Annotated in this window: 14 protein-coding genes; 1 reads left to right on the forward strand and 13 read right to left on the reverse strand. The window is 54.5% G+C overall.

What is annotated here, in order from left to right; all coding sequences use genetic code 11:
- Positions 1 to 53: 53 nt before the first annotated feature.
- The 13 genes from AC0LWT_RS33400 to AC0LWT_RS33460 form a co-directional block, all read right to left on the reverse strand.
- Positions 54 to 1,556 (reverse strand): response regulator transcription factor, encoded by a 1,503-nt coding sequence (locus AC0LWT_RS33400; RefSeq protein WP_474685709.1) that lies wholly within the window; start codon positions 1,554 to 1,556, stop codon positions 54 to 56.
- A 39-nt stretch (positions 1,557 to 1,595) separates the two neighbouring features.
- Positions 1,596 to 3,377, reverse strand: coding sequence for a sensor histidine kinase (locus AC0LWT_RS33405; RefSeq protein ID WP_474685711.1), 1,782 nt, complete (start codon positions 3,375 to 3,377; stop codon positions 1,596 to 1,598).
- 4 nt (positions 3,378 to 3,381) lie between these two features.
- On the reverse strand, positions 3,382 to 4,995 hold the full coding sequence (locus tag AC0LWT_RS33410; protein ID WP_474685713.1) for a type 2 periplasmic-binding domain-containing protein: 1,614 nt from the start codon (positions 4,993 to 4,995) through the stop codon (positions 3,382 to 3,384).
- A 1,117-nt stretch (positions 4,996 to 6,112) separates the two neighbouring features.
- Complete coding sequence (locus AC0LWT_RS33415) at positions 6,113 to 9,481, reverse strand: X2-like carbohydrate binding domain-containing protein (protein ID WP_474685715.1); 3,369 nt, start codon at positions 9,479 to 9,481, stop codon at positions 6,113 to 6,115.
- 225 nt (positions 9,482 to 9,706) lie between these two features.
- The gene (locus tag AC0LWT_RS33420; protein WP_474685717.1) at positions 9,707 to 11,497 is read right to left on the reverse strand and encodes a type 2 periplasmic-binding domain-containing protein; all 1,791 of its coding nucleotides are present in this window, start codon (positions 11,495 to 11,497) and stop codon (positions 9,707 to 9,709) included.
- Positions 11,498 to 11,580: 83 nt separating this feature from the next.
- Entirely contained in the window at positions 11,581 to 12,480 is a 900-nt protein-coding gene (locus tag AC0LWT_RS33425; RefSeq protein ID WP_474685719.1) for a carbohydrate ABC transporter permease, read from the reverse strand.
- A gap of 18 nt (positions 12,481 to 12,498) precedes the next feature.
- Positions 12,499 to 13,458: an ABC transporter permease gene (locus AC0LWT_RS33430; protein ID WP_474685721.1), complete on the reverse strand. Its 960-nt coding sequence runs from the start codon at positions 13,456 to 13,458 to the stop codon at positions 12,499 to 12,501.
- A 184-nt stretch (positions 13,459 to 13,642) separates the two neighbouring features.
- Positions 13,643 to 14,848 carry a VWA domain-containing protein gene (locus tag AC0LWT_RS33435; protein ID WP_474685723.1) on the reverse strand — a complete coding sequence of 402 codons (1,206 nt, stop codon included), beginning with the start codon at positions 14,846 to 14,848 and terminating at the stop codon, positions 13,643 to 13,645.
- A gap of 3 nt (positions 14,849 to 14,851) precedes the next feature.
- Entirely contained in the window at positions 14,852 to 17,218 is a 2,367-nt protein-coding gene (locus AC0LWT_RS33440) for a DUF5682 family protein (RefSeq protein WP_474685725.1), read from the reverse strand.
- Entirely contained in the window at positions 17,176 to 18,267 is a 1,092-nt protein-coding gene (locus AC0LWT_RS33445; protein WP_474685727.1) for an ATP-binding protein, read from the reverse strand. The genes AC0LWT_RS33440 and AC0LWT_RS33445 overlap by 43 nt, the downstream gene beginning before the upstream one ends.
- The gene (locus tag AC0LWT_RS33450; protein WP_474685729.1) at positions 18,243 to 20,072 is read right to left on the reverse strand and encodes a HEAT repeat domain-containing protein; all 1,830 of its coding nucleotides are present in this window, start codon (positions 20,070 to 20,072) and stop codon (positions 18,243 to 18,245) included. The genes AC0LWT_RS33445 and AC0LWT_RS33450 overlap by 25 nt, the downstream gene beginning before the upstream one ends.
- A gap of 30 nt (positions 20,073 to 20,102) precedes the next feature.
- On the reverse strand, positions 20,103 to 21,554 hold the full coding sequence (locus AC0LWT_RS33455; protein WP_474685731.1) for an SWIM zinc finger family protein: 1,452 nt from the start codon (positions 21,552 to 21,554) through the stop codon (positions 20,103 to 20,105).
- A gap of 106 nt (positions 21,555 to 21,660) precedes the next feature.
- Positions 21,661 to 23,511, reverse strand: a complete 1,851-nt coding sequence (locus tag AC0LWT_RS33460; protein ID WP_474685733.1) for a WG repeat-containing protein — start codon at positions 23,509 to 23,511, stop codon at positions 21,661 to 21,663.
- A 579-nt stretch (positions 23,512 to 24,090) separates the two neighbouring features.
- Between AC0LWT_RS33460 and AC0LWT_RS33465 the strand changes: the two genes are divergently transcribed.
- Positions 24,091 to 24,543 carry a GNAT family N-acetyltransferase gene (locus AC0LWT_RS33465; protein WP_474685735.1) on the forward strand — a complete coding sequence of 151 codons (453 nt, stop codon included), beginning with the start codon at positions 24,091 to 24,093 and terminating at the stop codon, positions 24,541 to 24,543.
- Positions 24,544 to 24,565: the final 22 nt, after the last annotated feature.

Genomic DNA, 24,565 nt, shown 5'->3' on the forward strand with positions numbered 1-24,565 from the left:
AACCATAGTTCCCTTCTACAACGAAAAAAAAGTCCCCTGAAGGGAACTTTTCATTACGGCGAATCCCGGAATTGGCCCGGCGTTACGCCCGTCAGCTTTTTAAAAATTTTAAAGAAATGGCCCGGATTCTCGTATCCGACCATGCCGGCAACTTTGCTGACGGCGATGTCCTTGTCCCGGATCATAATCTCCTTGGCTTTGTTCGTCCGGTACGTGTGCAAATAGCGGATGAACGAAACGCCGGTTTCTTTTTTGAACAAAATGCTTACATAGGTCGGATGCAGGTAGACCAGATCGGCGATGCTTTCGAGCGACATGTCGCTTTTGTAATGGCCGGCGATGTAGTCCAGTATTTTCTCTATGCTTTCGGAGTATTTGGATTTGGCGTTCGCCTGGCGCAAAGCTTGGACCGCGGCGTCAAACAATGCCGACACACGACTTTCGAACTGCCACGCATTCATCGTGGCGGCCGTTGGCGCCGTCCGGGCGGGCAGGACGGACTCCATGGCGATGCCGTGATTTTGCATGTAGACGCTCATCTCGGATGCCAAGACGGCATAAATGCTCCCGAGCAGCCCGGCATCGTCCTTCGCGTCGGAAGCGAGTTTGCCCGTATAAGCTTGAAGCAAGCCGCCGGAGTCGGCGGGGTCGGTAAAGTCGGCGGAACCGCTCGCGCCGGTCAGCGCATCCATCACATGATGCAGGTCGGCCGCATCGAATTGCAGCCTGTCGCCAGGCAGCCGGCCGGGTGCGCCCGAAGGCGCGTGCATGCTGTAAAACAAGCTCCTCTCCGCCTGCGCGTATAAAGGATACAAATGAGGAAAACACGATTCAGCTTGAACCATGCCGATATCAAAGCGGCCGCCCTCTTGCGATTGCTCCGACAATGTCCGGCCGAGCGCCGCCAATTCTTGCTCCTGCAGTCCGGAGGCCATGTTGCACAGAAGAATGAATTGATTTTTGTAAGCGGAAACGAACTCGTATCTGATCCCGTTGTCCGGCAGCGTTTCATGAACGGCTCCAAGGCAAACGTCAGGGTCCGCAACATCCTTGAACTGCAGCACAAGCATGAAAAAATAAGGATGCGGAAACCATTCGTCCGCCGCGAAGCCCTGGAGCGCAACCTCTTCCAGCGGAACGTTGTACAAAATCATTTCCCGTATTTTGGACAGCTCCCGGTTTCGCTGCCTGAGCTTCTCCTCGTGGATGTCCCTGAATACTTTTTCCAAAATCGTCATCAGCTCGGTCTTATTGACCGGCTTTAATAAATAGTCGATCGTCTGCAGGCGAATCGCCTTGCGCGCCAATTCGAAATCGTCGTATCCGGTCAAAATGACGAACCTTTTGCACGTTCCTTTGTTCAAAATGCTTTCGATCAGCTCAAAACCGTTCATCTCGGGCATATAAATATCGGTGATGACAAGATCGGGCTGCAGCGCATCCATTTGCTCAAGCGCTTCAAGCCCATCCATCGCAGTTCCGATTTCGCCCACAAATCCGCAGCCTTGCTTGATGATGTTCGTCAATCCTTTGACAATCAGCGGTTCATCGTCCACTATCAGAATGTTCAGCGTATTCGCTCCCTTTCATTCGCTTTACGACGCCTGGCGTTCCCGCATCTTCAGTTTGACGGTGCACGTCGTTCCTTCGCCTTCGCGGCTTTCCAAAAACAGCCCCGAACCCGCGCCGTAGTAAGCCTTGATCCGCTCATGCACATTGCAAATGCCGAATCCGCCTTCGTTCGTTTGCAAGCTTTTCGGATCGGTTTTATTGTTCAGCAAGTCTTGGATCTGCTTCAGCCGCGCTTCATTCATCCCCAGGCCATTGTCTGCAATCATGATCAGCAAATAGCCCGCTTCCTCGAACATCGTCACTTTTAAAAAGCTGCCCTTGCGGCTTTTGGACATACCGTGCATAATACTGTTCTCGACGAGCGGCTGCAAAATGAACTTCGGACACATCACCTGATCGATATTCGCACGGATTTCAAATTCGTAGTTGAGCCTGTCGCCCATGCGGATTTTGCAAATTTTCAAATAGTTGTCCAGGTTGACCATTTCATGCTGCAGCAGGGTATGCTCATTGTCCGTGGACAAGCAGTAGCGGATCAGCCTGCCGAATGCGTAGCACATATCCGCGACTTCCATATCCTGGTTCAGCTCCGCCATCATGCGCAGCGACTCCAGCGTGTTGTAGAGAAAATGCGGCTTGATCTGCGCCTGCAGGGCCGCGTAAGCCGCCTCCTTGCGGAGAATTTCCGAGCGGTGCACGGTGTTCACCAACTCGTCGATACGGCGGATCATCGAATTGTACGAGAAGACGAGCACGCCGATTTCATCGCCGCCCGCCCGGTCATCATACGGGGAAAAGTTGTTGTCCCCCACTTTCCGCATATGCTTCGCCAATTTCAAAATCCGCCGCGTAATGGAAGTTGCCGTAAAATAATAAACCGCCGACAGCACGAACAGCAGAAAAACGATGATAACGACCGTGTAGGTCAGCTCGTTTTTGATCCGCCCGAACTCTTCCCTGGCATTGCTCAGTACCAGCACTTTCATGCCCAATTCCTCAATGACCAACGTGTTGACAACCCGGCTGTTGTCCGACACGTTGTAATAATTGGCGCCATTGCGCGCGATTTCTTCCGAAATCGCTTTCATTTCGCTCGCGCTTACATGGTTTTGAAAGTCGTCGCTGCAGTAGACCGCACCGTTATCTTTGCCCAGCAAGCACTGGTAGTTGGAGCTGCCCGCCTTCACGCTTTCGAGGAATTGAGCGATCATGCTGTCCTTCATCGTAATTTCTAAAATTCCGAGCACATTTACATATTCGTGATCATAAATTTTTTGATAAAATTTCAGCCTTGGCACTTGAACGCCGTCCGACTTTTCGTAGACCCATTGGCCTGTGAATGCGAGCTTGGGCAAAATTTGCGATTCCTCCTGCATTTCGCTGATGTTCATAATGTCAGGTTTAAAGGAGATGAACTTGATGTCGCTTTTGTATATTTTGATCGAATCGACCGAAGGATTGCTGTTGCGGATATAAGTAAGCAGCGGTCCGATGTTGTTGACATAATTGTAAATTCGCTCCGAGTCCGAATCGTAAAATCCGCTCAAATATTGAATCATGTTCTGATCGTATTCGATCACATTGTACAGCCCTTCGATTTGCGTCATGCTGACCCGTAGGTTCGTATATGCATGCTGCAGCATTTGCTGGCGCCCGACCACGTAATCTTTCAGAACCTCCGCGTTGAACAAATGGTAAATGACCGCCCCGAATACGCAGATCGGAACGAAAACGATGCATATGTAGCCGATAATGACCTTTTTTAATATCCCGACGTTGGAAAACCCGCGAAATTTACGCTTCATATGTTCATTCCTTCAACTTGGATAATGCCAGTTGGTACTGCTTGTTGGCCCAAAACTCGTATTTTTGCACGCCGATTTCGTTCGCTTTTTTCAGCATGTCATGATACGCGTCCTGTACCCCTTGCTCCGACTTGGCCAGGTAAATTTTCAACTGTTCGCCCGCAACCATGCTGTTCAGCTTCGTCTGCAGCGTTCGCTCATCCGAGTATACCGTAGGCTTCAACATGCCCATTGCCGGGTCGTAAACCGTGTATTTCCTGAACACCGCCTTCAAAGGAGCGGCCGCGAGCTGCGGCGAACCGTTTCTGAGCCCCTCGGTTACGGCGCTGCCGGCCATTTTGCCCCACCAATATAAACCGTCCCGCGCCAAAAGATCCTCATCCCATATATTGTAGTTGAACTGCGGGTATCCGGCCGGACCCGGTTTCCAATCTCTTCCCTCCAGCCCCCACCCCGCCAGCTTCTGCCCTTCCTCGGAAAAAAGAAACTTCATGAGTCGAATCGACTCCTGCAGATGGCTGTTCTTCTGCGTGATAAATACCCCCGCCCAGCCAGGCGAATAGGCATAATACCGCACTTTGCTGCTGAGCGGGCCCGTCACCATCGTCAATTCGTAACGTTTCTTTTGTCCGGCCAAACGATCGTTGATCGTGTCGGCGAGAAGCGCATTGCCGATGATCGCGAAGGCCCTGCCGTCTTCCACCAAATTCAAAGCCTTGCCGCTGCGCTCCCCGAACGTAAAATTATCCGCGCTGAGCAGCCCTTCCCGGTAAAGCTTATTGATGTAGGTATAGTAGTCGAGCCTGCCGGGCTGTTTGATGTAGTAATTGACGCTTCCGTTCTCATCTTTATAAAATTCGTCATCGGCGCTCACCTGCCCGAACTGGGCGTTGAAATAGCCGAATGTCCGTACATCGTCCGACACCAGCGGAATCATGTCCGGCCAAGTCTGCTTGACGAGAGCGAGCACGCGCTCCAAATCGTCCAGCGTCTCCAACGGAGGCGAACCCAACGCCGCCCATAAATCTTTGCGGATCGCCAGCCCCGGCCCGTCGGGCAGCGCCGCCTCGTTCGCCTCCATGTCCTGCTGAAACGAATGGCCGCTTAGCAGCGTATAAAACCGTCCGTTAGCTTGCGTGTAAAGCGCACTTTGCCGTTTATCTATCGTAAAGTCCGGCGCATATTGCGCAATCAGACTGTTCCAGTCATAGCTCATTTTATTGTTGGACAGCCGCGACAATTCCTTATCCGTAAACACCAGCTCGGGCAAATTGTCCGAAGCGATCAGGAACGGCAGCTCCCGGTCATCCGAGGCGACGGAAATTTTCAGCTTCACGCCCGTTCTGCGGGTAATTTCCTCGGGAATCGGACCGCTCCAATCCTTGAAGGGCCACCATGGGAAATCAACGAACATGCTGATTTCGACAGGCTCGGCAGCGCGAACCGCCGCCTGCTTGGACGCGGCCAAAGCTTCCTGGCCCGCATCTTTCGGATCCGCGCTTCTGCACGCCGATGAAAATAGAGCGACCAGCAGCAAAATCATCAAACAAGCTGGCGCATTCCTTAAACGTCGACCGTTCATCATGCTGATCATCGCGCCGATCATCGCGCCGATCACCCCGCCTCTTTTTCAAAATTATGTAAGCGCTACCCATTTAGTATAGCACAAACACGCCGCTATCCCATAAGGGAATCGGCCAAAGAAAGCCGCCTGCGAAACCGGCGTCGTGCTGCGGCTAGGGAGTCTGATGTAGGAGATGCGGAATGGCGGAAATATGCTGCGTGAGCGGCCAGGGCGCCGCTAATCGCGGAAGCCTCCGGTGGTCACGATTGCCACCGGTAGGCATGGAAACCCCCAGTAGTTTCGGAAACCCCCGGTAGTCCCTCTCTCGTATAAGCGAGAGCATACACGAAAAGGCTGCGAGCCCACTAGTTTGCTGAATTTCAGCAGAACTGGGGGGCGCACGACTGCTATAAAGATGTTTTCGAGGCCGTCAAATCACTCAGCAACAACTTTCGTTCCTCCACCATCGTTGGCCTTGCAGGTCATGGCTAACTCTCCACAAGGTGAGCCGCCCCCAAAGTCGATGCAACCGCTGGTGAAGCAGCTGAACAGCCCGCAAAAACTGCAAAAGTGCAGGCTTTTTCCGAGGTAACGGCCCATGTGGAGGAAAAGCCTGCAAATGTGCAGGAATTTCCGCTCGGGACAGGCCTAAACCCCAAATTCCTGCGAAAAAACTGCAGATTTGCAGGAATTATTAAAATCCGGCTCATCCAGGAGCAAAAAGATGCACTTTTGCAGGCTTTCTGCGTGTAGCCAGCACTTCCAGACAAGTTTGCGCCTACGGGCACAAGCGCTAGCGATGTTTTACAGCGTTACGGGCGGGAAGCAGCGGAGGGTCTTGCTTCCGGGCCCACTGCAACGGTGTTTCTCTGCGTCACGGCGGTGAGCCACGGGAGGCCTTGCCTCCGCACCCACTGTAACGATGTGTCACAGCGTTACGGGCAGAGAACCGAGGGAGGCCTTGCCTCCAGGCCCGCTGGTACAATTCTCCACAGCGTCCCGGGCAGAGGCCACGGGGCCTTGCCCCCGGGCTCACGGCTCCGGGCCCGGGCCAGCGCTCTGCAAAGCGCGAGGGGCTGGCCCTCGGCAGCTTATGCTGCACGTGGGCCAGCCCCTTATCTCCGCGCCATGCTTGCAGCTATGGCTCTGTCGCTCCGCGCCATGCTTGCAGTTACGGCTCGATGCCCCACTGCAGGCTGCCCGCTACGTATCCTGTCACTTTGTTCCAGTCCGCATATGCGGTGGCCGCCGAGTTCAAGGAATAGTCGTCGGTTTGCGTGTAATTGCTCCAATCGGTCTTGGAAAATCTCGCCTGGATTTCGATGCTCTGCCCGGCTGCGAGGCTTCCCGCTCCGCTTGTAAAGCCTACTTCCAAGTAGTAGTCGGCGGTAGCTTTGGCTGATGCGAGCTTAACAAAAGTTCCCGTAACGTTGGAGCCCCCGACCGTCGACCAGTCGCAGAAAAAGTTTTGCGCGATATCCCCGTTAATCGTGTAGTAGTACCTGATTTTGACGTCGGCCAGATTGACCGCCGTCGTGCCTGTGTTGACGAGCTTCAATCGTGGATTGATTGAAACGGTTGAGGCGCCCAAGGTTCCGTTAAACGTCTGAACCTTGATCGACCCCGATGCTGCGCCCGTCGTATCGACGACCGTTACCGCCAAAGATTGCGCTGCCCCCGCGCTGAACTGGAACGTTAAATTCGTCGTGCCTACAGGCTGCGCAGCCAAATACGTCTTCGAGATCGTAACCGTCGATCCGGATACGGTATAGTCGGTTCCCGCGACAAGAGCCGTCGTTCCGTTCTTGATCGCGGACAACGTGTTACCGTTTAAGGTCAGCGTCACCGGAATGTCCGCCTGGTTGGCGGTCTTTTTGTCAAACGTCGCCGTCGTCGGCGATATCGTGGAACCGGCGGTCGTCGTCGTATCGACTACCGTTACCGCCAAAGTTTGCGTAGCCCCCGCACTGAACTGAAACGTCAAGTTCGTCGTGCCTACAGGCTGCGCAGCCAAATACGTCTTCGAGATCGTAACCGTCGATCCGGATACGGTATAGTCGGTTCCCGCGACAAGAGCCGTCGTTCCGTTTTTGATCGCGGACAGCGAATTGCCGTTTAAGGTCATCGTCACCTGAATGTTCGCCTGGTTGGCGGTCTTTTTGTCAAACGTCGCCGTCGTCGGCGATATCGTGGAATTGTTATTGCTCGTGCCGATCGGATCGGCGACCAGAATTCCCCGGCCGTTCGTGCCTAAATACACGCGTCCGTACACCCTCGGATCCCCGGTAATGCACATATTGATCCGCGCATACTGGTGCTGGTCATCGTTAATCCGCACCCAGGTCGTTCCAGCATCGTCCGAGCGGAACACGCCGCGTACACCGTCGATTTTGGCTACCGCGTACAAAGCCATGTAGCTTTGCCCGGCCGCCGCTTTGCCGAAACCGATGACATCCGCTTCCTGCACATTCGTCAGCTTGGTAAAGCTGGCGCCGGAGTCGGTCGAGTGCCACATGCCGTACTTGCCTTCAGTGTTGTTGCCGCCGACAAACCAGATGTCTCCTTCGCGCCCCGGAACCGCTTTGAAGTTAATCGAGGCTTCGTTCGGCTGCATGCCCGCCACATTGTTGGTCGGCAGCACCGTCGTCGCCGTCTGCGTGAAGGTCGCTCCGCCATCCGTACTGATATAAAACTTGCCGACGGAGAAAGCATAAAACTTATTCTTGTTCACACGATCGGAAATCACGATGGATTTGGCTGGAACACCGCTGCTGGCCGTCCAGGAATTGCCGCCGTTTTTCGAAACAAACACGCCGGCATCCGATGTGCTCCACACGATGGAGCCGCCGTCCGCCGCCAAAGCTACGGTACCGCCGCCGAGCGTCGTGGCCGGCTCCGAATTCACCGTATACCAGTTCGAGCCGCCGTCCTGCGAAATGCCAAGCGCCTTAGCCGCCGTCTCTTTCACCCTGTCGATATTGCCGGCCCTCACCATGATGTTCGGGCTCAGCTCCGCATAGTCGATGCTGGTCGAGGTCGCATACGTCGGGCTCGTAAAGATCGTCGACGGCGCCGCGGTCAGGTCATTGTGGCGGAAGCCGGACACATCGCCGATCGCGCTGACCAGATTGGCCCCCGACGGCGGACTGATCAATCCAAGCACGGCCATCTCTTCGATGCCTTTGGCCATGACCGATATATTCACCGTGCCGCCGCTGTCCCACGTCGTCAAATTGTTCGTGCCGTAAATCGTCGCGCCGGTGCCGTACATCATGCGGTCGGAGTTAAACGGATCGATCTCCAGATCGCCGATCATCCAGCCGAGCTTCGGAGAAGGAATCGGCGGATTAGGCGCGAGGCCAAAAGTCAGCCAAGGCGCTGCGGTAATATCCTGGGTATAGCGCAGCGTACGGCTCGGGTAGCCGTTCCAATCCCAAATCCGGGTCCAGTTGGAGCCGCCGTTCGTGCTGCGGTAAATGATCGCATCCGGCCACCACGAATTCAGGGTCGCCACCATGAGCGTATCCGGATGCTGAGCATCCACGGCAAGGCCGCCGTAGCCGTAGTAATCGTCGCTGCTGCTGCTGGCAACAGGGCTGATATTCGTCCACGTGCTTGTCGCCGTGTCGAACTTCCATACCTCGCCCTTCGCGCCGTCGTACGGACCGACGCCGTCGCTGTAAGTAATGTACAGCTTGCCTGTGGAGGAAAGCACGCCGTGATGCGGCAAATACCCTGTCGGCTGTCCGGCAAGCGCCGTCCACGTAGCGCCTCCGTCCGTACTGCGGTAAACGCTGTTCGCTTTATCCGCCACGCCAACGTAAATCGTCTGGGTAGCATTGCCGGAAGAACCCGTTCTCGGGTCGAAGGTGATCCAGGACAATCCGACGATATCGCTGCCGTATTCCTGGCCCGGGTTCTGAATATAAGTACCGGGGTTAGTGAAGCTCGTCACTTTGGACCAGGTGACCCCGTAGTCCGTACTTTTCCAAAGACCGTTCCCGCTTCTGGCCCCGAAGAAAAGAATGCTGTTCTTGTTAGGGTCGATCACAAGCCGTTCGCCCATGGAGCGCCCGGGCATGTTGCCGCCGACCTTGAAAGGCAGCGCCGTAGACTGCCAGGTGTTCCCCTGATCGGTAGAACGCATAATTTGGCCGTTCGTGTCCCAGGCATTCGTATAAGTGCCCGTAGCCATATACACGCGGTTCGGATCGACCGGATCCGTCGCCAGCGCGTCCACGCCGTTCTTGTTCCAATCGTCCCAGCCTACCGAGTCGGAAATCGATACCCAACTGCTTGTCGCCGCATTCCAGCGGTAAGCCCCGCCAATGTCCGTGCGGGCATAAATCAAATCTTTTTGCTTCGCATTAAAAATAATACCCGGAACAAATCCGCCTCCGGCGCCGGTAACGACATTGCGCCATTGATACGGCTCGCTGCCCGCAGCCTCGGCCTTGGACGGCGCGCTCACAAGCGCCGCACCCAAACATGCAATCAGCGACATGACAACCAGACCTGCACTTGCATACTTTTTCACCATTAATTTAAGCCTCCTTCAAAATAGATTTACTGGATCGGGCTTACCCGCACTCGCTTGAATGCCATTCACCTCCTTTCATATCATGTACGCGCTTTCAAAAAAACTTCCCTTGATGCGGCCGACCGGCCGCCGTCATGCAGCGAAGCACCGCACGCCGGGGCTGCGCGGTACAAACATTATTCTGGCAGATGAGTCTTGTCGATCCCATCTGCCAGTCATTGCAAGCTATTTTGCCGTCTTCCTCGCCTCAAACAGTTCCTGCGCCTTCTTGATCGAGAACGCCGTCACTTCGTCGTAACCGAGGCCCTTGACCTTGCTGATCATTTCCTGCTTCAGCCTGCTGTACTCCGCCTCATCCTTGGCGAATACCATCTTCCAGGAATACTGCTGGATGACGGTACCGATTTGCGTATTTTTTTGCTCCAGCGTTTTGTCCATGACAAGCGGCGGTTTGCCGGTAAAGCCTTGCGGCGCAACGGCGATCATATTGTTTTTAAGCAAATATTCCTTCGCCGTGAGCGCACCCATCTTGGCTCTCCAGTCGCTGTCCAGCTTGCTCGGATTCCTGCTCAGCGTAGTCGACCACAGACCGTGGTCGTAAGGCTCGTTGAACTCCGGATTGATCAATGTCGGAGCCACCGCAGCGAAGTTGATCTGATTCATGCCGTCTTTGAACGTGCCGCCGCCATATTCGGCGGGAACTTGCGTCGAGGGGTCCTGGTAAGCTTTCCAGCCGAAATCGGTGACAAAAGGCTTGCCGTCTTTGACATCCCAAGTAAGCCCTTTCGGTCCGTTAGGCACAGATGTGCCGCCGCCCGCAGACAGCATCGCGCCCTCCGGCGTGTACATCCAGTTGATGAACTCCATGATGCGCTCAGGGTATTTGGCTTTGGCCCCGATCGACATCACCCAGCTATTCCCGTACTGATTGAAGCCGTAGGAGTAAACCTTCTCGCCCTTGAAAGGCACCAGCGCGAAGCCTTTGCCTTGATCGATCCGCTCTTGCGTGTTGTAGTTGGCGGCGCCTAACCAAGGGAACCAGGAGAACAAAACGCGGCCGTCCTTGTACTTGCCTGCGACATCGTCGAATTTTTGCGACAGCGAGTCAGGATCGACCAGCCCCATCTGATTGGCGTCAAAATACAATTTAAGCGATTTCATATACCAGCTGTCTTCAGAGAGCATGTCATAGTATTTGTCTTCGTCGGCAGCGATCAAAATATTCGTATTCACGATCTCGTCATAGCCGTTCATCGCCGCAAACTGCTTGGCCAGCGTCATTTTGTAGTTGGTGTCCCAATCCGCCCACAAAGAGAAGCCGTACGTCGGCTTGCCCTTTTCGTTTTTCGGTTCAAGCTCCTGCATTTTTTTCAGCACGGGGAGATAATCCTGCGGCGAATTGATCGGAGGCGCGCCGATTTTTTGATACAAATCCCAGCGCAAATCGGGCCCCCATGTCAGTTCCTTGCCTTCGGACGGTCCGGCCTGCTTCACGGCCGCCTGGTTCCCGATGCCGTAAACGGCTTTGCCGCCGCCGAAGGAAACCTTGTTCTTCTCAATCGCCTTCGGATAGCCGGCCACGATATCTTTGCCGTATTTGTCCAGCAAACCGTCTTTAGTCCAGTCATACACCAGACCCGCTTTAATCGCATTGGGGAAATCCCCCTTGTCATCGCCGAAAATGATCAGGTCTCCCAAATTGCCGGACGCCATCAGCGTGGCAAATTTGTTGCTTCCGCCGTCCAGGTTCGAGGCGATAATGTTAAGCTCGATATTGAATTTGTCCTTCACCACCTTGGCAAACCATCCGGTCTGCTGCCCTGCGAAATTCGCCGTCTCCGAGAAAACGTCGATCTTGTACAACTCCTTTTGAGCCGACGAACCGGACGAGGCGCCGGAGCTTGCCGAGCTGGACGGCGCTAGACTCGCCGTATCCGAACTGCAGGCAGCCATGCTGAAGACGCATACGTTCGCAAGTGTGAACAGCGCTGCCTTTTTCAACGACTTGATCTTCATTTCTTTCCTCCCTATGATCGTTAATCATCTAAATAAACTCCGGTTTTCCACGGAGGAGAACCCTGCCCCAGGTTTTATCGCCATTAACCTTTAACGGCGCCGATCAAAATACCTTTCACGAAAAACCGCTGGAAATACGGGTACACGAACAAAATCGGCAAAACCACAATCATCGTAACGGTCGTTCTGACCGATGTCGTCGTCTGCATATTTTGCAAGTTGATGCTGGACAAATCCTGGGTGCTCTTGAGCAGCGCGACCAGCGAGGCCGATTCGTTCAAGTAGCGGTACAGGATGAATTGCAGCGTATACAGCTTCGAATCGGTAACGAGAAAAGCCGTGTCGACAAACGCATTCCACTGCGCCACCGCGGAAAAAATCGTAATCGTCGCGATAATCGGCGTAATAAGCGGAAATACGATGCTGCGGAACAATCGCAGATAGCCCGCCCCGTCGATCGACGCGGACTCCTCCAGCGAAGGCGGGAGCGACTCGATGAACGTTTTTACCAAAATGATGTTAAACGGTGAAATGATCGTCGGCAGCACGTATCCGAGAAAGTTGTTGGTCAAGTGCAAATTATTCATCGTAATAAACCACGGGATGAGGCCTGCGTTGAAATACATGGTGATCACGACCAAACGGTAGGAAACCCGCCTCCCCCACATTTCCTTCTTCGTAAACAGGTAGCCCAAAAATGCCGAAGCCCCTACGGTCAAAATAGTTCCAATCACCGTTCTGGCGACGGAAACAAGCGCAGCGCGTCCTAATCCCTTGATTTTCAAAACCTGAACATAATTGTCGAAATGAATCTGCTGCGGATAAAATGTAATGTAGCCCATAGCGCTCAAATCATTGCCGCTGATCGTATTGATAAACAAGTAATAAAACGGAAACACGCAAAGCAGCGTAAAAATGCCCAGCAGCGCATAATTGATCACATGGAACGAAATGTGCCCCGCCGTCTTTCTTTTGATTGCCATATGCTCATCCCTCGTCAACTAAATAATAGATTCGTCGCGGAACAGTTTGGATAACCCGTTTGCCAAGAACAGCAAAATGACGCTGATGATCGATTTCAACATACTGACAGCGGTTGCAAAAGGGAAATTGTTGCTGAACGCGATGTTGTACACGTATAAATCCAGCACTTCAATCGAATTTTTATTGATCGGATTCTGGAAAGCGAAGTACTGCTCGATGCCATTATTGATAAAATTGCCGATGGAAAGCAGCAGGAGCACAAAAAAAGTCGGCAATATGCCCGGTACCGTAATGTTCCAAATCTTCTGAAAGCGGCTGGCGCCATCCACTTCCGCGGCTTCGTAAAGCTCCTGGTCGATGCCCATGATCGCCGCCAAATACAGGATCGCCCCCCAGCCGAGACTTTTCCACAAATACCAGAGAATCATAGGAAACCAAACGTTCTCGTTGGAGGCGAGGAAATTAATGCCTTTATCCGTAATGCCGAGCTCGATCAGGAGATGATTGACCAACCCGTTATCGACCGACAACAGCGCGAACGCCAGGGAATAGACGAGAATCCAGCTGATAAAATTGGGGATCGTCGTGAGCGTCTGAACGAGCTTCCGGTATCCGGGCGACTTCACTTCTGACAGCATAATCGCAAACACAGCCGGCAAAAACGAAACCGCCATGCCGAGCGTGCTCATCGCCATCGTATTTTTCATGACGCGCATCACTTCTCCCGCCTGCGTAGGATTGGACACGATGGATTGGAACCATTTCAACCCCACAAACGGCGTCTTCGACAAAGGTATGCCGGGGAAATAATCATAGAACGCATAAATCCAGCCGGTCAAAGGCAAATAGCTAAACAGAAAAGTCAACACAAGAAAAGGTAGCGCCATGAAAAATAATTTGTACTTGTTCGGGAACCTCACGCCCAGCCCCGTCCTGTAGCTCTCTTTTTTGACGAGCGTTTTTGAGCTTACTGCCATTCCAGCTTCTCCTTCCAAATAAAGCGATTACAAAATCAAGTTTGTGCTATAATCATAATTTGTTTTCGGAGCTTGCGTAATGTCAATTTTTAAGATCATTTGTGTTCATTTTTTATGTTCTTCCGTCTTAGGTAAAAAAAGGATACTTCCGCATGCGGCGGTGCCGCTTGGAAGTACCCTGGTGTTAGACTGACGTCTGTGCCTTGACCCTGTCCGCCAAAGTGTTCAAATCGTGCCCTTTCAAAGCGCCTTCGATCAGTTCCGGAAGCCTGTCGGGGGAACAGCCGAAGCAAGGAATGCCGAGTTGGGACAGCTTCTTCGCTACCGCATCGTCATAAGAAGGTACGCCTTGATCGGATAATGCAAGCAAACAAATGACCTTCACACCGGCCTGGTGCATATCTGCGAGACGCGCCAGCATTTCGCTGCGATTGCCGCCTTCATACAGATCGGATACGAGAATGAACAGCGTTTTCTTCGGCTCAGCCACAAATTGTTCGCAATACGCGATCGATTTGTTGATATCCGTTCCTCCGCCGAGCTGAATGCCGAACAGCATGTCGACGGGGTCCTCCGCGCATTGCTCGCTCAAATCGACAACCTCGGTGTCAAAAGCGACCACCCGCGTATCCAAAGCCGGCATGCTCGCGAAGATCGAGCCTATAATAGAGGCGTAAATGACCGAGCCCGCCATCGAGCCGCTTTGGTCGATATCCAGAATGACCGTCCATTCCTTGCTTCTGCGGGCACGGTCGTAGAAATACACTTTTTCCGGCAGCAGCAGATTGCGCTCTCTGTCGTAGTGCTTCAGATTTTTGCGGATCGTCGTATTCCAGTCAAGCCCCGTAACCGAAGGCAGCGGGCTATGCTGTCTGCGGTTCAGCGCCCCCGTCACCGCCCGCCGCAAATCCTGGGACAGCCGTTTGACGATCTCGTCCACGACCGCCTTGACCAGTTGCCTGGCCGTTTCCTTCGTCTTCTCGGGGATTTTCCCTTTGAGCGCCATAAGCGTAGCGACCATTTGAATGTCCGGCTTGACCTGGGACAGCAGCTCCGGCTCGAACAGCAGCTGCTTCAGCCCTTTGCGTTCAATCGCGTCGGATTGGATGATCGAGACGATGTCCGAGGGGAAAAAGGTGCGGATATCGCCCAGCCATTTCGCCAGCCTGGGCGATGACGGCCCCAATCCCGCCGCTCGCGATCCTCCGCTTCCGGCAGCGTCAGCGGCGAAAGATCCCGCCGTATCGTCGTAAATGGCGGCAAGCGCCTCATCCATCATCGCCGCCTCGTCGTCAAGCCTGCAGCCGCCGTACGACTGCAGCTTCTCTTCGGAAGCGGCGCCCAGAATCAGCCGCCACCGTTTCAATTGTTCTTCGTCTGCTTTTTTCATAGGCTACAAGTCTCCAAAATCGAAATCGTTGAGCTCATCCAGCGTCTCCTTTTCTTCCTCGCTCAGCGGACGCTGCAGCACAGCGCCCGTCTCGTCCGGGCTGACGCCCCAAATGTCGCCCATCATTTCGGCGACGGCCGCTTTCTCCCTCGGCTCAAACGCGCCGAAAGCCCGGCGGAGAAACACGAGGGAACGCTGGAAAGGCTCCTTCTCCAGCGATGCGATGTAGGTGTCGAGCTGCTGCCACAGCGAGACCCGGGACAACAGCGCATACCGGTTGCGCATCGACAGCCCCTCGAACCAGCCCGCTCCCAGATCGACCGGGATGCCGGGCGACAGCCTGCGCGAAACTTCCTGCGCGCACTTTTCATCGGAAATCACGTTCCGCTCCAGCAGGATGGCAAAAGCGAACCCCGACAGCTTCGCATTGCGGTCGTCCCGTGAGGAAAGCTCCAGCAGCTTTTTCAGCCAAAGCTCATCGTCGACCGCTTCATAATGGTCTTGGGAAATGCCGTGCAGCGCCTGAATCGCTTTGACCATGCCATGGGCCGCGTCATCGTTGCATGCCGCAGCATCGACCAGCAGCAGCGTTCCCCGCAAAAACAACTGCTGAAGCAGCGGAACCAGCGTCTCCGTCTCAATGCGCCGCACCGATCCGTAGCGGATCAATACGGACAGCTCGTAGGCCGCGGAAGCGATCTGCTCGAAGCTTCCGGCATCCACGGCGAGCCGCTGCAGCGCGGCTTTGGCCTGCTCCATCAGCTCCGTCAAACCGCAATCGCAGGCCAGACGGATCATGCGGGAAGCCTCCGCGATATCGCCGCAGCCTTCGAGGCGCTCCTTCAGCACGAACGCGGCCGCAAGCTCGATCGTTTCACCTTTCAACGTGGATTCCACCGCTTGAATTTCCGCTTCCGGCGTCCAATGCAGCACCCAGTGCTCGGCCCAGGACGCCGAGTCCTGGTTGACCTTCTGTTTCCGGGCAAAGCTGATGCCCAGCAGCTCCAGGCGGTGCAGCAGAACCGAGCGGTGTAAATCGAGATACGCCGCCTCCCCGGACTGCACTCTGCGGTTTTCGCGCAAATCCAGCTCCAGCGCCGCTGCTACCGCCGATTTGTACTTCTCCAGCTTGAGCCGCTTCAGTTCCCGGTTCAAATCATCCTGAACCGGCGTTTGGCTGACTCCTTCCGGCAAGCTTCCGATTGCCGTGCCGACGTCCGTCCTGGCCAGAGCCTCCGCGATGGCGGAGAACTCTCCGTAGCCAAGCGTGACGGTCGCCGCATCGCGCAAGTCTTTCCAGGTCGGCAAACTGCCGTCATGCAGAGCGGCAAGCGCCTCGGCCAGCCGCACGCCTTCGATCAGCGAAGCCGTCGACCGGAAAGTTCCGTGCTCCCGAAGGTGCGCCGCTACCTGGGAAAAGTACAAGGAGGGCAGCCTGTTCAAATCCCCCTGCCGCAAGCACTGCCAAAACAGCTCAAAATAAGCGGGGGCCTGATTCCCGGCTCCATAACCGGAGTGTGTGGACAACTTATAGTACGAGTAAGGCATCAAGGTCAGCTTGGTTGAAGCTTTGGGCAGGCTTGCCATCTCTTCATCGCTCATGCACGGGAAGCGGAAATCCATCGCCGAAGCGTGATGAGCGCCCGTAATGACGACAATGTTCTCGGGCTTGTGCCCGGACTCGATGGCATCCTTTATTTTGCGCCTCATATAAGCTTCGCGAATCTCGTTGTAGGCGGCATCGGCCGGTGCGGACCGCCATTCCTCCCGTTCGGTCAAGCCGCGCATCTGCGCCGAAAATTGGTACACCGCTTTGCGGTACGCATCCTTGTTCGCGTTATGCTCAAAATGCCGCTCCCAGAACGACTCGTAATCCGGTTCATCCTCCAGTTCGGCAAGCTGCCGGTAGAGCCCGTTCTGGTACCGGGCAAAGCTGAAATCACCGCCGCTCTCATCCGCCGCTGCATCGTCCCCTGCCGAACGCCTTTTTCTTTGCTCATAAAGCGCCAGTGAAGTCTCCGACGGCAGATCGATGAAAGCCGCGTGCGCCTTGTTTCGCACCGCCCACTGAAAAGCCTGATATTCCGGCGAATAATCGGCAAAAGGATACAGCAGCGTCCGTACCGGCAGTTGGTCCGTATAAGCCAAAATGGCCACCGGCGGCACGACGCCCCGCGCTGTCAGTTGACCGATGTACCCGCTCGCATCGGCGGGCCCTTCAACGAGGACGGCCGTCGGCTTCACTTCGTCCAGAAAGGCGAGCAAATGATAAGCGCCCGCAGGAGATAAATGCCGTATACCGAATACGTGGAACCCCTGCCCGCGGCTTAATTGTTCATCTCCGAGCACGCGTAGTACAGATTTCTCCATGTCGATCCCCGCTTTTTCATTACATTTTCCAAATATTCCTTCCAGACGAGGCGGTCCTTCTCTTCATCCTTCACAATAGCCCCTTGCAGCCCGGCGGCAATATCCTCCTCGCTGATCTGCCCGCTGCCGAAGCTGCCCGCAAGCGCCATGCTGCCGGTTAACAGCGAAATGGCTTCCGCTGTCGAAATAACCCCGCTCGGCCCTTTCACCTTCTCCTTGCCGTCCAAAGTCATCCCGCTCCGCAGCTCGCGGAAAACCGTAACCACCTTGCGCACGGCTTCCTCGTCCGGCAGTGCGGCCCGGAGCTCGTAGCTCGCGGAAATTTCGCCGACGCGCTTGCGGACGATCTCCACCTCCGTATCGATATCCGAAGGCGAGGGCAGTACGATGATGTTGAAGCGCCGTTTGAGCGCCGCCGACATCTCGTTCACACCGCGGTCGCGCGTATTCGCCGTAGCAATAACGGAAAAGCCGCGCGCTGCCGACACTTCTCTGCCCAGCTCAGGAATCGAGATCGTCTTCTCCGACAAGATCGAGATTAACGCATCCTGCACCTCCGAGGCGCAGCGCGAAATTTCTTCGAACCGGGCAATGCCGCCGGTCTCCATAGCGCGGAAAATCGGGCTTTTGATCAGCGCCTGATCCGACGGTCCTTGAGCGAGCAGCATCGCGTAGTTCCAGGAGTAGCGGATTTGCTCCTCGCTCGTCCCAGCCGTGCCCTGAATGACCTTGGAAGATTCTCCGTGGATGGCGGCCGTGAGATTTTCGGAAAGCCACGATTTCGCCGTTCCGGGCTCCCCGATGAGCAGCAGCGCCCGGTCGGTCAGCAAAGTGGCGATCGCCATCTCCACCAGCCGCCTGTTGCCGATATATTTCGGCGTAATAGCCACGCCCTTGACATTTCCGCCGGTCAAAAAAGTAAGCACCGCTTTCGGAGAAAGCTGCCAGCCGGCGGGCTTGGCATCCTGATCGAATTTTTTCAACGCTTCAAGCTCCTCCGCGTACAGCTTTTCGGAAGGCAATCTTACGACATTTTGTTTTTGATCCATCCCCATATTCCCAATCCTTTCTCCTCTTGTTCCGATGGCCCCGCTTGTTCCGATTCCTCCGGCTTGGCGGCTGCCGCTTCCGCGATGTCCAGCAGTTGCTGTTTCATTCCTTCATAGGAAAGGCTTTCTGCGAATGCCCGCAATCTCTCCGCGTAGTTTCGGGGCAGCGAGGCAAGCAGCGCGAGCTGCGTGCGGTCTAAATAATAGAACTGCTTGGCGCCTCCGCCTTCGAGAACGCTCATCAACATTTCCGCAGCGTCCCGGTATCCGATCCGGAAAAGCGCCAGCAGCATATTCACTGTTCGCGACCGGTTGAAATTCGGGGTCTGTTGGCATTTTTTGATCAAATAATCCGCGACTTTGTCATCTGCATCCGTGGCAAGCCTGCAAACCAGCTCTTCCTCATCCAGCTTCACGAACAACCGCACCCATCTCGGATCCCATCCCTGCATCTGACTGCCGACGGCTCCGCGTGCGGGATTGCCCCGCAATTGCTGCTCCAAGGTTGGCGTGATTTCATGAAAAGAACGAATCAGCTCCTTGGCCGCAGGCTGCCGCTTATCCTTGAGATCATGGCAAAAGCGTTCATAGACGTCCTCTGCGGGCAGGATCTTCACCGCCGCTTTGAAGCTGTAGGCGATGAACTTGCGGTTATGCGCTTCATGCAGCGTAACCGCAAAGCGGTCGGCTTCCGGCAAATCCAGCCGCAGCAGCAGCTCCGCTGCGGCCTCCTGGGCGGCTTCCGTCTCCGGTACGATAAACGCCGGGGCTGCCAGCAGCTTTTTCAATAATTCAACAACTTCCGGCACTCTCTTTCCACGCAAGCTGTGAATAGCCGCGAGCAGTTCGTCCGCTGCGCTTTGCACGTCCGTTTTCCGGACTATTCGTTCCAATGCGCTCTCCGCGCTGCCAATGACCGAAAGCGTCAGATCGTTGGCTTTGCACAGCTGCACGGGTTCGATCGCGATGTCCCGGTCCCTGGAATGGAGCGCCCGGTACAGGCGGGCGATCGCTTGCTCTGTCCCAAGCCGGGACAACGCGAACAAGGCCGCTCTGCGGATTTCCTTTTTCCTGTCATCCGCTTGCTCCAATATAAACTCTTCCTGCTCGGGATACTCGCCGAGAAGCTCGATGGCGGCGGAGCGCACTTCCGCCGAGCCTTCCTTGGCTGCCTGCAGGAGAAGCTCCAGGCTCGCTTGTTGAAGCAGATCGTGGATCATCTCAAGCCTGCGGGCGTCGCCCTTGCCTCCATCGATCCTGAACTGCCGCTGCAGCGCCGGAAGAGCTTCCTTCCCGTAGGCCGGCAGCACATTGCGCTGCAGATACTCAGGAATCTCGGCGTAACTGTCGTCCAGGGCGCTTACCGCAGCGGATACGAGGCGAAAATCTTCGAACAGCCCTTCCTCGTAAGCCTGGCGGATCTGCTCCCATCTGCCTTGCCCCTTCGTCGTCAGCGCTTCGATGACAGGCTGCAGCTTCCTGTACGGAACGCGGGTGGAAAGCCTGGCATCCGTGCCTTCGACCGGGACAAGCTCGCCCTCCGTATCCGTCTTGCCTTGCGTGTACAGGACGGAGTTCAGCAGCGTTCCCAGCTCAAGCAGCCTGGCCGCCGAACTGCCCGCCTCCGCTTCAAGCACCCCGCCGACAGCTTGCGCCAGCCTGTTGAATACGGGTGCGGATTCGCCGAGCTTCTGCAAGGAGGGAAGCATTTTTTGCAGGCGCAAATCCCCCGCCGCCATCCCGCTTCCCGCTATAAACAAGCGCCGCACCTCATGCTGCAGCTCGAATAAAATGTCTATACTCATGGATTCGTCTCCCAGCTTCAGTTCTTGTCGTCAGTACAGCAATCGAATGACCTCGTTCGGAGTGATAATGCTAAGAGGCTGCGCCTCCAACCGGTTGTTCCGCATGTTATGCTCGAACATAACCAGAACCGCCTGCCGCTTGGTCCATTCCCTATTCAGCATAGGCAGCAGCGATACGGCCGGCTGGTCCAAATAGGCGATATCCGCAAGAGGGAGCCGCTTGCCCTGTTCATCTATGAGGACATACGTATCTGCGGTCCGCTGGATTTGGTCCGCATACAGCAGCATGACCGGATGCTTATCGGAAAGCGGATTTTTAATCTGGTTTTTCACCTGCTTGATCGTTTCCGGCCATGACTTCCGGGCATGGGCGCGAATCGCCGCATAATCCGCCGCTCCGGCTTCGCGAATCGTCGCTTCCTCCCAGCGCACTCTGGCATTCAGCTCCCCGGGGTATTGAAACAACTCCTGGGCGCACGCCACCTGAAAAAAGGAATCGTCCTCGCGTATGTACTTCGCTGCGCGAAAAGGCCGGTACGTCCGCGTGGTATGAATTTGGCCGGTCTCCAGATCGCACCAGAACCCCTCATCGACGTACTCGCCCCGCGCCTGATCGGTATAAGAGCGAAAAGCCAGCTGGACCAGCTCGGCGTCCTTGCGGACACGCCCATGTTCCCGAAGTTCGGCAAGCTGCCAGGCATGGCCGATTCCTTCCTCCAACGTCGTCTCCGTATCCATGGGCGCATCCGGGTTCTCCAGCCTGTTCTGCAGATGCTCTCTGCCCTTCCTGATCAGCGTCTGCAAAACCGTCAGGCGCTCCATCGCATTCGAGTACACGGATTCCCTGTCATCCTCGGACCGGAACTGAAACGCCAGGCCGCGAAGCTCCGTCTGGATGCCCGGGATGTAGTAGTTGCCGAGCTGCTTCGCCTGATCCTCGACAGTTTGCAGCGCCTTCCGGTCCACGCTGCCCAGTCCCGACTGCACCAACTGCAGCACCAGCTTCTCCGCGATGGCGATGCCTTCCAACTGGGCGGCTATTTTTTTCGCCAGCGCCGACTTATTTGTCTTGCGCTTGGGAGCCGGGCTATCCGGACTGTCCGGGCTATCCGGGCTTGCAGCCGCGCTCTTCTTTTCCTCCCGCTTCTCGGCCTTCTCCCGTTTTTCCAATATATCCGCAGGAATGGGAGCCGTTTCGAATGGTTTCCCAGCCGCGTAAGCGTACATCAAACCCAAATTATGCTTGCAAGGAAACTGCCGGCTCGGACAAGTGCAGCGAAACACCGGGCTTCCTTCTTTGATCCAATCGACCGAGCAGCGATACGGCTCTTTCCCGCTGCCCTTGCACTCTCCAAAAATGAGCGTCCCGTCCTCCGACCGGCCAAGCAGCGGAAAACTGTTTTTCTTGACCAAATCTTTGCCGTTCTTAATCGCGCTGCTGTTCAGCGCCAGACTGTCCACATACGCTTCCGTTACATTCATGATCGCATACCTCTCATAACTTGGTTATACAAACAGTTTCCACACAGTTCATGGATTTCCTTTATGAAGAATATGAATTTCACGTGACCGCTAGAATGCAGGAAGCCTACTCGTGAAAAGACTTCCAGAACGCTCCCTGCTTATCGATGTACGCATCCAGGTCCGCCAGCGGAATGCGGAAGGTGATAAACCCCGCCGAATAAGGACCCATATCGTAAGGGTAGAAATAAATGTTCAGCACTTCACTATCGATATAAAACCTTTGATCCTCCGCGATGCCCTTGAAATCCCGCACGGCTTCCGGGAACATGCCCATCTCGTCCGCATCGCGCTCCATCTGGACCCGCATCAGGCTGCTGATTTGGCCAAGGTAATCTTTGCCCGGCTGGAACAAATCCGGAAGCCGGTAGACGTCGCCTGTGCGAATATTGACGTGAGTATATTCCTGATAAGGCATACCGTGCGCAGCGCCGTAGTTGTAAGAATCACCGCTAGAATCTACAACAAGCAGATCCTTCTTGAACATTTGGACCGAGAAATCGCCTTCCGTATGGGTCCATATCTCATCGACGATGGTCGCATCCGCCGAAGATTTTGGTTTAAACTCATCATTGATCCGCTTTTGCACGGCGGCATCCTGTAGCCCCTCGATAACCGGATAGTAAAACAGGTCATTGCGGTGCGGTCTTACTTTGGCTTCCTTCAAAACGGCGCCGCCGCCCAGCTCTTTACGATACTCGGCCTTCCAGACGACTTGGCCGTCCTTGGTTACGTATTGCAGTCGGTTGTCCACATCGGCATAAATCAGACTTTGATTCAGCTTGATTGACCCTATTCCGCGGATGACCGGCAGCGTCTGCACCTTTTGCCCCTTTTCGTCGATGAAATAGGAATCCAGCCCATCGCTTACGCCGCTGTAACCGTCCTGAAATTCGGACACCTCGTCGAACTTGTATTCCGTCACCTGCTTGCCGTCTTGGTCGAACAAGGCGAATTTGTATAATGCCTTATCTTCGATTTCAGGATGGAGGTAGTCCTGCCGGGCGACCTTCCACAGCGATTTGCCGATGTATTCGATGGCGCCGTATTGGGGCGGCAGCACGTATTTGCCCTTCGCATCGATAAGCCCGGTTTCCGCACCGTAGTTCACTTTGACGACGGCCCGATCTTCATGGAAAGCATCCGCATCCTCGAATGTATCGGCAATAGCCAGACTGCCGCTCTCATCGAAATAGCCCCATTTGGAATGATCCGTCTTTCTGACCGGAGCCATCCCGTTGGAAAACGGGAGCAAGCTTTTGGCCTGATACGCACCCAACTGCTCTCCTTTTTCATTAATTAACAAATCCTTGCCGTCCGATGTTTGCACAAGCGCCTTGCCCTCTTGAAAAGCGGTCGCATACTTGTACTGCGGCTGAATCAGGAATGCCCCGGTTTTGTCGATATATCCGAACTTCCCGTCTACCTTGACGGCCGCTTTGCCCTCGGCTATGGAGTACAGGTCGCCCTCCAATTCCTTGACCTTTTGACCGCGTTCATCGAGAAGTACGATTTGTTTCGACTCGGTCTCGGCCGCAAAGCCGCCTTCAAACTCCTTGATACTTGTGTAAACCAGATTCAGCAAATAATTGCCGGACCGGTCGATCATCCCGTACCTATAACCGTGCTCTTTCCCAAGGATTCCTACCACTGCAACGCCTTGCTTCAAAAAAAATTCCGCGGTATCGAAAGCCGGCTCTATAACCGGTTTCCCCTCCTGATTCATGTACCCCCATCTTCTTTTATCGTCCAAAACATAATAAGGATATAGCTCCTCCGCCGCTTTTGGCGCTGCTGTTGCCTGCACGGGCGCGGGCGTTTCGCCGGATACCGCTTTTTCCGATGACAAGCATCCGGGTAACAAAATCAAACTTGCCATTGCAAAACATACGGACCACTGCTGCACGAATGTTTTCAAACAAATCCTCCTGACATTGGCTATGTTGCGGGAATCGGCGGGAGCGCCGGAACCGGGCCGCCTTGTCTGTTTTATCGGACAAGGACCCAGCAAAATACCGCCATACTCTCTGCCATTGTACCATAACATGGAACGATGGCAGAAAGTAACCAGCATCATTGCTCATTGCGGCATTTGATTTTATACTCCAGCCTCCCCTTTTCCAGCCTTAAATGAAGCAATTCCGTATCCAAGTCTTGGCTTATTGCATGTATCGAAGAAACAATCTCCTCCACTGTAAGGATATGAATGGAATCCGCGTTGATTGAGATATAGTCTAGTAGAATACCTATACAATCCCGGCATGTAGCGATCCTCTGATTCAGCGTCCTCTCTTCCAAGGCATTTTTTTCGTACTTTGCAATGGCTTGTTCCATATCCCCACCTCAGCTTGTAAAGATAACATCACCAATTATAGTACCAGCTTCGATTTTATTATGTGGTACGCCAATACGTATAGGCATGAAATACCTGTTATAATAAGTTGATGAGCCATTTAGTTGTCACGGGTATACAATATCAATTCAAGGAGAAACCGAGATGGAAATTTTAAAATTACATCCCAATGAACAGCCTCCAATGGAGCTGCTTTTATTAGCCGATCCTTCCCAAAAACTAGTTGGCGAATATATACAACGCGGCGAATGTTTCGTCGCCAAAATGGACGGCGGCATCGTAGGCGTATATGTCCTGCTGCCAACAAGGCCTGAGACAGTGGAAATCGTCAATATTGCGGTTGATGAGAACCATCAAGGCAAGGGCATTGGGAAACAGCTGGTGAACCATGCCATTCAACGTGCAAAGTCGCTCGGTTATAAAACGATTGAGATCGGCACCGGCAATTCGGGTGTGGGACAGTTGGCTCTTTATCAAAAATGCGGCTTTCGAATAACCGGAGTCGACAGAGATTTTTTTATCAGACATTACAATGAACAAATATTTGAAAACGGGATCCAAGTTGTAGATATGGTACGCCTGTCGCAAGATATATAAATTTCGATAATGGAGGGTCACA

The sequence above is a fragment of the Paenibacillus sp. sgz302164 genome (assembly GCF_056120505.1).